12 protein-coding genes are annotated in these 10,396 nt (G+C 39.5%); 3 read left to right on the forward strand and 9 right to left on the reverse strand.

What is annotated here, in order from left to right; translation table 11 throughout:
- Window positions 1-391 precede the first annotated feature (391 nt).
- The 3 genes from ACSX1H_RS16985 to ACSX1H_RS16995 all read right to left on the reverse strand — a co-directional run bounded on the left by ACSX1H_RS16985 (window position 392) and on the right by ACSX1H_RS16995 (window position 1,654).
- The gene (locus ACSX1H_RS16985) at window positions 392-553 is read right to left on the reverse strand and encodes a hypothetical protein (protein WP_439185434.1); all 162 of its coding nucleotides are present in this window, start codon (window positions 551-553) and stop codon (window positions 392-394) included.
- 56 nt (window positions 554-609) lie between these two features.
- Window positions 610-858 carry a hypothetical protein gene (locus ACSX1H_RS16990; RefSeq protein WP_439185435.1) on the reverse strand — a complete coding sequence of 83 codons (249 nt, stop codon included), beginning with the start codon at window positions 856-858 and terminating at the stop codon, window positions 610-612.
- 247 nt (window positions 859-1,105) lie between these two features.
- Window positions 1,106-1,654 (reverse strand): hypothetical protein, encoded by a 549-nt coding sequence (locus ACSX1H_RS16995; RefSeq protein WP_439185436.1) that lies wholly within the window; start codon window positions 1,652-1,654, stop codon window positions 1,106-1,108.
- A gap of 1,009 nt (window positions 1,655-2,663) precedes the next feature.
- Between ACSX1H_RS16995 and ACSX1H_RS17000 the strand changes: the two genes are divergently transcribed.
- Entirely contained in the window at window positions 2,664-2,951 is a 288-nt protein-coding gene (locus tag ACSX1H_RS17000) for a sll1863 family stress response protein (RefSeq protein ID WP_439185437.1), read from the forward strand.
- A gap of 250 nt (window positions 2,952-3,201) precedes the next feature.
- On the opposite strand, the gene ACSX1H_RS17005 is transcribed toward ACSX1H_RS17000, so the two are convergent.
- The 5 genes from ACSX1H_RS17005 to ACSX1H_RS17025 all read right to left on the reverse strand — a co-directional run bounded on the left by ACSX1H_RS17005 (window position 3,202) and on the right by ACSX1H_RS17025 (window position 5,958).
- Window positions 3,202-3,366, reverse strand: coding sequence for a Lacal_2735 family protein (locus ACSX1H_RS17005; protein WP_439185438.1), 165 nt, complete (start codon window positions 3,364-3,366; stop codon window positions 3,202-3,204).
- A gap of 12 nt (window positions 3,367-3,378) precedes the next feature.
- The gene (locus tag ACSX1H_RS17010) at window positions 3,379-3,873 is read right to left on the reverse strand and encodes a hypothetical protein (protein WP_439185439.1); all 495 of its coding nucleotides are present in this window, start codon (window positions 3,871-3,873) and stop codon (window positions 3,379-3,381) included.
- Window positions 3,874-3,876: 3 nt separating this feature from the next.
- On the reverse strand, window positions 3,877-4,578 hold the full coding sequence (locus tag ACSX1H_RS17015) for an SDR family NAD(P)-dependent oxidoreductase (RefSeq protein WP_439185440.1): 702 nt from the start codon (window positions 4,576-4,578) through the stop codon (window positions 3,877-3,879).
- Window positions 4,579-4,653: 75 nt separating this feature from the next.
- A complete protein-coding gene (locus ACSX1H_RS17020) occupies window positions 4,654-5,130 on the reverse strand; it encodes a glutathione peroxidase (RefSeq protein ID WP_439185441.1) in 477 nt (158 codons plus the stop codon).
- 165 nt (window positions 5,131-5,295) lie between these two features.
- Window positions 5,296-5,958: a hypothetical protein gene (locus ACSX1H_RS17025; RefSeq protein ID WP_439185442.1), complete on the reverse strand. Its 663-nt coding sequence runs from the start codon at window positions 5,956-5,958 to the stop codon at window positions 5,296-5,298.
- Window positions 5,959-6,306: 348 nt separating this feature from the next.
- On the opposite strand from ACSX1H_RS17025, the gene ACSX1H_RS17030 reads away from it, so the two are divergent.
- Complete coding sequence (locus ACSX1H_RS17030; protein WP_439185443.1) at window positions 6,307-6,606, forward strand: hypothetical protein; 300 nt, start codon at window positions 6,307-6,309, stop codon at window positions 6,604-6,606.
- Window positions 6,607-7,087: 481 nt separating this feature from the next.
- Window positions 7,088-8,392: a B12-binding domain-containing radical SAM protein gene (locus ACSX1H_RS17035; protein ID WP_439185444.1), complete on the forward strand. Its 1,305-nt coding sequence runs from the start codon at window positions 7,088-7,090 to the stop codon at window positions 8,390-8,392.
- Between the two features lie 101 nt (window positions 8,393-8,493).
- On the opposite strand, the gene ACSX1H_RS17040 is transcribed toward ACSX1H_RS17035, so the two are convergent.
- Window positions 8,494-10,344, reverse strand: a complete 1,851-nt coding sequence (locus ACSX1H_RS17040) for a hypothetical protein (RefSeq protein WP_439185445.1) — start codon at window positions 10,342-10,344, stop codon at window positions 8,494-8,496.
- Window positions 10,345-10,396: the final 52 nt, after the last annotated feature.

The raw sequence follows: 10,396 nt of genomic DNA on the forward strand, positions 1-10,396 counted from the left end.
CATATGATGTTGTCGGGCTTACATATCGTTCTGTCAGTATAATACTTCTCATTGGTAAATATTAATCTTGTGCGCCCTGACACATGGGTACTAACTAGTCGATATATCTAGTATGCTTTATATTGTACCATATTGGTATAACATAAAGCATGTCAAAAGTAAGCTAAATATATGTTAATACCAAAAGGTTGTATTTGATTAATTTGCAGATTTTTAAGTTCAATAGTTTATGGCACTCTATAAACTCTTCACTCTTGTCAATCTTCACCGAATCAATGGCTAATTGTTTCGGCGTTAAACCAATATTTATAAACAGTTCGTCCAACAGCTCTTTTGAAAAGAGCGCATTAGTAGGCACATGTTAATTACCTGGTTTATCAAAGCTGCAAAACTATAAAGGCCTGTTTTCGTGCTTGTCTGTATCGTTGATTACTTCCAAAGGATATTCATGTCTGCTGGCACCCAATCTTCTTGAGTTAATGAATGCACCATTCCAATACCAGAACTTGTACAAGTTCAATAGTAAGTCAGAGTTGTTACATAGTTTAGTCATATTAAATTCAGTATAAATCGAATTTACTTTGAGTTTAATATGACTTTACTTTGAGTTTAACACAGTGTTGGTATGTCACAGGTATGGACAGTATCCTTTTTAGGCGATTGTGCATCTCTCCATCGCTCTTCCGGCTTAAAGAGTAAGTACCTGTTTCCGATAGGTAATGGTCGGTAGGTATTTCTGTTAGGCAACACTTTAAGGGTATAATCTACACCTTGCTCTTTTGTTTGTTTATTGGCTTTATTTTCGGTATCCAAAATTTCCCATCGGCGTTTAAGCACGAATGGCCTGAACTGCTTCATAAGCCAGCTTCCGCACTCGAAACCGGTAAGTTACACCATTGGCCCCGGGAAAGTGCTTTTTGTAATAAGATGCCTACTACCAGCCTTGTCAGGGGTGCCTCACGTACTATTTTGCCCTGAAGAGCCGGATAGTGTTTGAATATTTGTTTGGTAAATTCATCGGCTCTTCAATCCGGCCCTTACTCTGAGTTTAACCTTCAGCACCTAAATGAATACCTTCCAGGTAGTTATAACCAGAGGTTGGGGGTTATCGGTGAGTGTTCATGGCAGAATGAGATTGCAGGGAAGCATTACCTAGCGGTAGGCCCGATATGAGTTCTGGTGACAATGGTTTTAGCTCAAAGGCAACTGTTGCTCCATCCTTATACTGCGTTTTAGTGCTGGTGTTAATGGCTAGCGAAAAATCAATCTTATTTTTAAAACCATCAACTTTAACCGCAGTAATGTTGCCTTTATACAATTGATTATTGAGCTCAATAGTGAGTGCTTTCCCTGTTCTCAGCTTTCTTTGGTAATTCAGAGGGAGGCTCGATTTAATAATTAGGGTTGAAAGTTGTTGCGATTGTTTCTTAGGCAATCTGTCGGCTCGGTAATTAGGGGTAGGGGCTAATTTATCCACCTCTACAACACCTTTAATGATTAGCTTTTGTTTGTTGTAGCAATTGTAGCTAATTGCATTTGAATCAAGTTTTAAGTGTTTTTTGAAAGTAGATGAGGTACAACTTGTTTGAAAGAATAAACCAGCCGTTAGCACAACCGCCAGGCTGCGGCTGATGTTTCGTTTAGATAAAATCATATGTGTTTTTCGTGGTATGATAGTGTAATACAAAAATACGTCGCTTTAATGGGAAAAAGAAGTAAAAAGCGGAAAAAGTTCGTACACGAACAATATTTTAGGCCAGTAATGGAGCTGATTTAAATTAAATTGTACTGAATACGTAAGTAATTGAACGGTAATTAAATTGTTAGCCTCATCATGGACTTGTTATTTTATCATCTTTGTAAGTAGCTAGACGATAGGTGTCCATGGAGTTAGTGGGTTGCGGTTGTTTCTCATGAGATAAACACGAAAGGAGGTGGGTGTTGTAGTTACTTTGTGTACAAAGTAATTTTGAATTTGAATACTTTAGTTCGTACCTTAAAATGTTTGCTTAAGCAATTGGGGGCACAACCTCTTAGATCAATATTTTGAATAAGGTTTTAGAATTAGCAATGTTTCCAAAGAAGCACCTTTATTACCATGTTTGGTTGTGCTTGAAATATGGCCTACGTTGCTTCATTGCTCAAAGAAGTTCATCACTGGGCAAGTAGGCTCCTTGAGTTTGAAGGTGGGTAATGCTCTGCTTGCTGCTCCGACGACAGCATCATCTTCTTATTAAGAAGCAATGTTTGCGATTGAGCCAATGCAAAAAGAGGAAAAGATGCCATTGTTAATTGGTTATGTGATAGTATTTGTGTAACTTAACGAGGGTGCTAAAAAAGAAATTAAGCTTATGCAATCACGCATGCGCCTGACGGTCTTTCTGCCATTTGCAGCTTTCTTAATTGAAAGTTATAGTGATGCAGAAAGCGAAAATGGAAACTACATGTAACGATCAAAACAGGGAAGTTACTCACTGCGTCAATGCATCAATTGGCTTTGTTTCAGACGAGTATTGTGAGTTGTAGAGCGTTATGAAGCCCCTTTGTAATTGGAAGCAGCAATAGCATTACCGCACGTAAAGTTCAAATTGAAAATTTGTATGCTGCCTTCAACAAACAGGAACAGATAAAAATAAATTGTTAATATATTAAATACCTATTTTATGGATAAGGAAACGTTTAAAGAAAATGCAAAGAAGAGCATCGATGATATTTTTGACAAGATTGATGAATTAGAAGCTAAGAAAGCCAATACAACGGCTGAAACGAAAGCTGCTTATAACAAAAAAATAGCAGAATTGAAGTCTAAAAAGGATGACTTAAAAATCAAGTATGATGAACTATTAAATACTACTGGTGCAAACTGGGATGAAGCCAAGAAGTCGTTTTCTGAGAGTGCGGATTTATTTAAGAAGGGCATTCAGGAGCTCACTTCACTATTCCACAAATAATGCACAAAGAAATATCAATAACTGAGTGTGGGGTATAATACCAGATGATATAGATATGTACCAGGTTTCAATTGCTTGTTATAGAGTTAATAAACCTGACATTGGGAGGGTGAGTTACGCTCTTTAAGAATTGAATCTGGTAACATATTCAAAATAGTTTTTTTTAACTCCCAAAACGCTTTTTAGAAACCGTGGTGGAAATAAGCAAGGGCACCAAGATTCGGTGTTTATAGATCCTTGTTTGTTTCTGTCACGGTTTCTTGCTTTCCATTGAGGCTAATAGTTTTTCTGCTTCTACATATTTTTCATCCGATAATTTTCGGTTAACCTTCGATAAATGGAAAGCCTCTTCAAGCAATTTATTGTATTTTTTCTGAAGCTTCTTTTCTTTGTTCGCTTTGAGAAAATTAAACATATCTTTCAGGTATTATTGGTGAGTATTTGGTTTACTTTGCGGGTCCAGTCTCCCGCCTCGTACCGTTGCCCCTAAAACGATACCTGCACTTACAATCACAATGTTTTTCACAATATATTGTCCTTCTAAAGTAAAGGAATAGGGAAAAATATGGAATACTTCGGATGTAAACAGGAAGAGAGGCGTAAAGGTGCCAATCATTTGGAGATATAGTAAAAGAAGCGTTTCCCTTAGATAAATATTAAACAGCAATCCCAGGCCGATTAATACTTCCCAGGCACCAAGTATATTAAGTATTAACTGGTCAGACAACGAATCGGAAATTAATGTTTTGATAGTTTTTAATGCAATTCCTTCAGCAGGACTGAGGCCATCAAAAAATTTGAGAAATCCAAACCAAAAGAAAATAATACCTATGCTCAATCGCAGCAAAAAAAGCCCGTTATCAGCCATCCATTTTGTTACGTATTTATCTATTTTATGAAATGCTGTTCCCCGTAAATTCATATGCTATAAATTAAGAGTTGAAATTCCACCATCCACATGAACAACCTGTCCCGTCATCCACGAAGATTTTTCGCTTAGTAAATACACAGCCATCGAAGCGATGTCCGCAGCGGCTCCAATTCTTTGCAAAGGATGCCTGCGTGCATTGGATTCGATTTTTTTCTCATTATCTAAGAACTTTGCGGCCAGCGGTGTATTCGTTATCGAAGGGGCGATGCAGTTAAACCGTATATCAGGCATGAATTCTGCAGCTAAAGCTTTTGTCAGTCCTTCTATGGCGCCTTTCGATGAAGAAACAAGCGAATGAAATTTGAATCCTTTTTGCACTGCCACCGAAGAGAATAGGACCACTGAGGATTGCTCCGCTTTTTTTAATCGGGGCAATAAGGATTGAATGATGCGTGCTGCTCCAATAAGTTGGACGCTATAGTCTTCGATGAATTCCTCTGGTTTAATCCGGCCGAAAGGTTTTAAGCTGATCCTGCCCGGACAATAAACCAAACCATCTAAGGTTTCAGGCAAAAAGTGAAAATCATATTCTGGAGCATTAACATCCAGATAGAAATAGTCTTTCCTGCTTATCAGCGAGTCATCATCACTTGATAGGTAAGTTGCCAATACATTGGTCGAAGCATCATTGTGCAGCTCCTCAAAGATGGCACGTCCTATACCGCTTGAACCTCCTATTATTAGATAATTCTTCATAGTATATAAACCGCAGATGCGTAGAAATGTTTATCAAATACGATAAAATATTAAACAAAGAGCGTTTTTATTTCATCAAAGCAGCTGAAGAAGGTCTTTTTCAATGACTGAAGGCTTAACAAAAGGGGCATAGCGCTTATAAGGGGTTCCGTCTTTTAGCACCAAGAACTTTGTAAAGTTCCACTTAATGCTTTTGCCCAAAAAACCTCCAAACTCATTTTTTGAATGAAAAAAAATAGGATGGGCATTCGGGCCATTCACATCAACTTTTGAGGTGAGTTGAAAGGTAACCCCAAAATTTAGCTGACAGATTTGTTCGATGGTGTCGTTCGATTCTGGTTCCTGATTTAAAAATTGATTGCATGGAACCCCTAAAACGACCAGTCCTTTGTCTTTATATTTACGATGTAATTCTTCCAAGCCTTTAAACTGTGAAGCAAAACCGCACCTGGTGGCAGTATTTATAATCAACACCAATTGGCCTTTGAACTGGTTCATGTATATGGTTTTTCCACTGGCAGAAGGAATGCTAAAATCATAGAAACTTTTCATGCGCTTTTTCTTTCGGCTGTTTATAACTTATAAACAAGCAATGAAGCGGTAAGTTTATGGCAATCAATATAAGCCATAGCGGGAAAACGCTACTTCTTCTCAGTTTGCATCTGTTTGTTGGCTAATAATATTTGTTTGGATAGCTTGTTATGTATGATGTATGCACTACTCGATCACTGTGCCATCATCAAAAACGATTTGCCGGGGTTTCCAGGTATATTTTAAGTCCTGCAGCTCTTTGTTTTTCAGGTCGTCGTGTATCCCCATAAAATCAATGTATTCAGTATTGGCGTTCCAGGTTGCTTCCTGCCCGGCATTAATGGGCTGATCGTAATGAAAATGGATGGTATTGTACTCATCAAAAATTCCATTGAACGACACTTCACCTTTAAGGGCGGCTATGTTTTTGTCGGACTTATTTTTGATTAGGAACTTAAATGTTAACTGATCCCAATGGTGCGACTCCATAAACCCTTTCTCAAGGCATACTACTTCTACTACCTTGTTCAGTTGAGCTGTTTTTATCGCCTCTTTCCGGGCTGCTTCTGCTCTTATGGCTGCTTCGGCTTCCAGTTTTTGTTGTTCGGCAGCCCATTCCTTTCCCTGTGATAAGATATCAGCAAAGGTCACATCTATCAGTCGCGTGTTTTCTGCTTTTAATCGATGGAGGGCGCTTTCCAGAAGGACATAATCCGCCGAGTCCAGTTCCTTCTTTATTGCTTTCAGGTGTTTTTCAGCGGTCTCATCGTAATACTTCTGCTCTAAAGGCCGCACACAGGCAAAAAGGAAGGGTACCAGACCTGCAACTATTAATAAGCTTTTTATCATGATCTTATCTATGTGATTACTGCCATTGGCCTGCACCATGCAGCTTTGAGTAATATTTTATGGCCGGTAAAGATGCATAATTTCTGGTGTTTTCACCGGTTTATGTAACAAGCTTTCGCCACCAGATGCATGCAGTATTAATTCATCATATTGCCTGTTTCCACTATATTTTCACTAACTTGTTGGTGGCGCATCGTATGTATTGTCCACAAGGTATTGATCGTGATTTGTTATGAAATGGCCACTGCTGACGATGCTTGGTTGCTTTCACAAGAAGGATAGCACCACCGACCTAAACAACCGGATCGCAGCGCTGCATTGTTTTTAACTGTCTGAAAAAACTACATCATGATTCCTGAAAATTTTAAAAACTACTACCTGGCCACAAATAATCTATTCTTTCCCGAATATGAGTTTGTGATAAAGCTAAGTTTTCCCAGTGCCTTTATACGCTTTAAGCGGACTGAGGGCTATTATACCGATTTTGATAAGTTTTTCAGTAGTGTGGCCGATGTGCAGTATCTGGATGGTAAAAAGCCAACTGAAGTGGATGAACGTCAAATTTTAAGTGAGGTTTGGGATTTTCTTACTATGGTAAAAAGTCCTAACAGAGGTGACTTTTTACAGGGTAACAAAAGTACGAAGTAACAATAGCGCATCTAACTTAGTTTTTAGCAAAGGGATTTATTAACTGGTGGTTATTATTGTGCTGTTCATCTTTTTTGGATGTACTTTGATTCATTCAAGAAGAACACGAACGAGATAAATTGATGCTTAAAGGCAGGAATCATCTTAGTTTGTTTTACCTGTTTAAGTTTCGTAACTTATAAGTGCTTTTTGACCTTAATCTTTAAGCAAAACAATGTGGTCAAAATCACCTGTTAAGTAAAGTTTGTCTTTGTCGCTTCTTTTCCTGATAAATTGATAGTTGTGTATTAAGTCAAACGGTTAACTGTGTTAATTATGTTTAGGACAGTCACCGAAAGGTATTGGTGATTGAATACAATAGCTTAGGTACATAAAATGGCACGTAATAGTTGATGGATCGGGCGCTCCTATTTTCGAGGTCTTAGAGAGCATCGGCATACACGCGAGATTTATGCGTCTATTCTTAATAAAACTTATACACATGAAAATTCTTCTTATCTCACCAACCGTTGATACCGAAAAGCGAACTAATAAAGGGCTTATGATTCCACAATTAGCGCTTTATATACTCGAAGGATTAACTCCGGACCGGTTCGCAGTAAAGGTGATTGAAGAAGAAATGCAGGCGATTGACCTGGAGCAGGATTGCGATTTAGTGGGCATCAGCTGCATGACGGCCAATGCACCCCGAGCCTACGAGCTGTGCGATGATTTTCGGCAACGAGGGAAAACGGTGGTTTTAGGCGGCGTGCATCCTACCATTCTTCCAGATGAAGCTTTGGTGCATGCAGATGCAGTGGTGATTGGAGAAGCTGAAGGTGTGTGGCAGACGCTCCTGGATGATTTTGAAAACAACAGTTTAAAGCAGAAATACCACAAACCAAACCCTGATTTAGAAAAATACGTTCGTAAAGATTTTGATAAAATCGCATCGAAACGACTATTTAATATCATCCCCATTTTAACCACGCGAGGCTGCCCTTATAATTGTGATTTTTGCTGCGTTACTAACCTGTTCGGAAAAAAAATAAGGCATATTTCTGTCGAAAATGTGGTGCGTGATATCAAAGAATCAAACGCTAAAGTTTTTATTTTTCTGGACGATAATATTATTGGGAATCCGGCATATGCAAAAGCCCTTTTTAAGGCGATTAAACCCTTAAAAATTAAGTGGGTTGGTCAAGCGTCCATATCTCTATTGGTAGGCGATGATGAATTAATGCAACTGGCGGCAGACAGTGGCTGTCAGTCACTTTTTTTAGGGATTGAAAGTGTATCGGTTAAGCAGCTGTTAACCATGCGCAAATCCATCAATGAGATTCAGGATCTGGAACAGGCTTTTAAAAAAGTGAAAAAAATGGGAATACTCATTCATGCATCGATTGTTTTTGGATTTGATGATGACACCAAGGAAATTTTTGATGAAACCGTTCAGTTCCTGGTTAAAAATAAAGTGAGTACCGTTTCTTTCAATGTGCTGACGCCTTACCCTGGCACCAAGGTCTATGAGCAACTAAAAAACGAGCAGCGGCTGATAACAACCGATTGGAGGTATTATGATCACAATACCGTTGTTTTTAAGCCCAAAAACATGTCGCCCCTTGAGCTACAAGTGGGGAAAGTCAAGGCCAGAAAGCAGTTTTATAGCAAAGTCTCTGTTTTGAAGCGGTTATTGGGCAATTGGTACAAACCATTTGTTTACCTATCGATGAATTTGGGGCATATGAAACAGGTTAAAGTAGAAACCCGAAGGCTGGTTGACTTAAAAGCAAAGCTCTTGCGTTAGTGAAGTATATCCAGCTCCGAATTAATGTTGGTAAAGCTTATAGGCCATAGATTGCATTGCGCGTTGGTAATCGAAGTTTAATTAAGATAGGTTTGACTGGATTAGAATAGTTGAGATTTACATTTAGTTTTTAGCAGCTTCTTCGGCAGTTTTAATATCACCGGTTCGGCATCAGCATTCCACACTTTAAATTGTAAATCGTCATCGGTTGCAGGCAGGCTTTCAGCATTGTCGAATGCATACACATACTTACGGATGAAGCTGGCGGGCAGTTGTGGAATGAAGCGTTCCAGCCTTGCTTGTTTCATATCCTGAAAAAAGGCAGCTGCCTCAAGCTCAATCACCGAATGCCTGTAAGTGCCTATTACTTTGTCAAACACATAAATGAGGCCATTTTTGGGCACTGCAAAGCGGGAAACAAACCTTGTATCATCAAGGATTGCTACCATGCGTGTTTCGTCTTTATACAGTACCTCTGATTTCTGAACAATGCTGTGCGAACTAAAATCGTGCAGCGCCTCTTCAAGGCTATTCTTATGGATGGAATAGTTGAGGTAGTTGGTATTTTTATTGGCAAAGTTTCCCAGCAAAAACATGCCGCTTTCACAGTTGCCAAACCAGGGGCGTTGAAGCAGCTTTTCGATGTCGCCGAATTTTTTTCTGCTTTCTGCCTGAAGCGCCGAGTCGCTTAATTGTGTTAATAGTTCAGCTCCGTACTTTGATTTGAAAGCATCAGGACTTAATTGGACAGCAGAGTGGATGGTCATAATTTCTCCCTGGTGTTCCGTTCGGTTTAAGGTTCTCAGGATGCTGTACAAGGTATTAATGCCATCGATGTCATCACTGTCCGTTCCCCCGCAGGCAAGCACGTGGCAGTTGTGTTTATGGTCGTAATAGTGATAGTTGGCCAGCAGTTCAGTCCCATCGTTACACAGAAAAAGGGTGCCATTGGGCTCGTCGTGTAAGATTTGCAGAGGGGACAGGATTGAATTATTTTTCCAGTAATCCCAATCAATAGCATTTTCGGGGGCTTTAATTTCAAATAGCTCAATGCCCACCTCTATTTTTGCAGACGAGTTGCCCTGAATAAGTACCTGGCGGGCATTCACCGCACCGCTGCTTTTTTTGCTTAAAGGAAAAACATGGCGAACTCGTCGCATATACACCTTATCAATATTAGGGATGAAAAAACTACACAGGCCTTCGCGAAAGGAGATTTCTTCTAATGGCAACTTAATTTGAGCGCCTGACCAGCGTTCCTCTTGCTCACTGTTTTCGGAACGAAGCTCTATGTGTATATCTTTGTAAATGCCCGGATAATCTTTAAACCCATGGGTTTCTATTTTTTTCTTCAGCGTTTGCAGATAGACGGCATCCTTTTCAAGACAGGTGCTTTGCCACTTTTGGAGCTCCAGAAATTCAGCATCAGTTTCCTCCACCTTTTTCCATTCCGAACGGTAGGGGATGCTGGTGTTGAGTTCACCTAAAATAAGGTTGTCCAGCAACAGAGTCTGCTCATCTTCTTTATGCAGTTGGCATCCCCAAAGGTAGCCATCCATTACACCATAGGTGTGCTCATCAATCATCTGCAAACGGTGCCTGAGCTGGTTGCCCCACTTAAAATAGCTGAGCTGCTTGTTGGTGCTATCTACATACAAATAGCAATCGAGATGTAGCTGAGCAATGCCACTCCAGCTGATATCCTCATCAATACTATCTATTCGTAAAAAGGTATAAAAGCCACTTTCAAGTCCCGCCTGGGCTTTTCCTGCGGTTGGTAACATCAATAATAAAAATAGCAGACAGTTTAGTCTTACTAGAGGGGAGACAGTCATTATATGCATGTGTGTTTTGTGCTTTTCTTTGCTTTCATTCAGGTGCACAAAGATAGCATAGCCTAAGGAATGGGAAAGCTTTTGAAGGTTGGGCTTTTTTCGTGGCGACACTTTCATTGTTAGCTTTTTATTGACAATCCTATTTATTACATCCAGTTAGAGGGTATCG

The organism is Carboxylicivirga taeanensis (genome assembly GCF_051851475.1).
Lineage (GTDB): Bacteria > Bacteroidota > Bacteroidia > Bacteroidales > Marinilabiliaceae > Carboxylicivirga > Carboxylicivirga taeanensis.

Excerpts from the sequence above, each read along its gene's own strand:
- ACSX1H_RS17000 (WP_439185437.1), top strand. The coding sequence starts at position 2,664 with ATGGATAAGGAAACGTTTAAAGAAAATGCAAAGAAGAGCATCGATGAT.
- ACSX1H_RS17030 (WP_439185443.1), top strand. The coding sequence starts at position 6,307 with ATGATTCCTGAAAATTTTAAAAACTACTACCTGGCCACAAATAATCTA.
- ACSX1H_RS17015 (WP_439185440.1), bottom strand. The coding sequence starts at position 4,578 with ATGAAGAATTATCTAATAATAGGAGGTTCAAGCGGTATAGGACGTGCC.
- ACSX1H_RS17005 (WP_439185438.1), bottom strand. The coding sequence starts at position 3,366 with ATGTTTAATTTTCTCAAAGCGAACAAAGAAAAGAAGCTTCAGAAAAAA.
- ACSX1H_RS16990 (WP_439185435.1), bottom strand. The coding sequence starts at position 858 with ATGAAGCAGTTCAGGCCATTCGTGCTTAAACGCCGATGGGAAATTTTG.
- ACSX1H_RS17010 (WP_439185439.1), bottom strand. The coding sequence starts at position 3,873 with ATGAATTTACGGGGAACAGCATTTCATAAAATAGATAAATACGTAACA.
- ACSX1H_RS17035 (WP_439185444.1), top strand. The coding sequence starts at position 7,088 with ATGAAAATTCTTCTTATCTCACCAACCGTTGATACCGAAAAGCGAACT.
- ACSX1H_RS17025 (WP_439185442.1), bottom strand. The coding sequence starts at position 5,958 with ATGATAAAAAGCTTATTAATAGTTGCAGGTCTGGTACCCTTCCTTTTT.
- ACSX1H_RS17040 (WP_439185445.1), bottom strand. The coding sequence starts at position 10,344 with ATGAAAGTGTCGCCACGAAAAAAGCCCAACCTTCAAAAGCTTTCCCAT.
- ACSX1H_RS17020 (WP_439185441.1), bottom strand. The coding sequence starts at position 5,130 with ATGAAAAGTTTCTATGATTTTAGCATTCCTTCTGCCAGTGGAAAAACC.
- ACSX1H_RS16985 (WP_439185434.1), bottom strand. The coding sequence starts at position 553 with ATGACTAAACTATGTAACAACTCTGACTTACTATTGAACTTGTACAAG.
- ACSX1H_RS16995 (WP_439185436.1), bottom strand. The coding sequence starts at position 1,654 with ATGATTTTATCTAAACGAAACATCAGCCGCAGCCTGGCGGTTGTGCTA.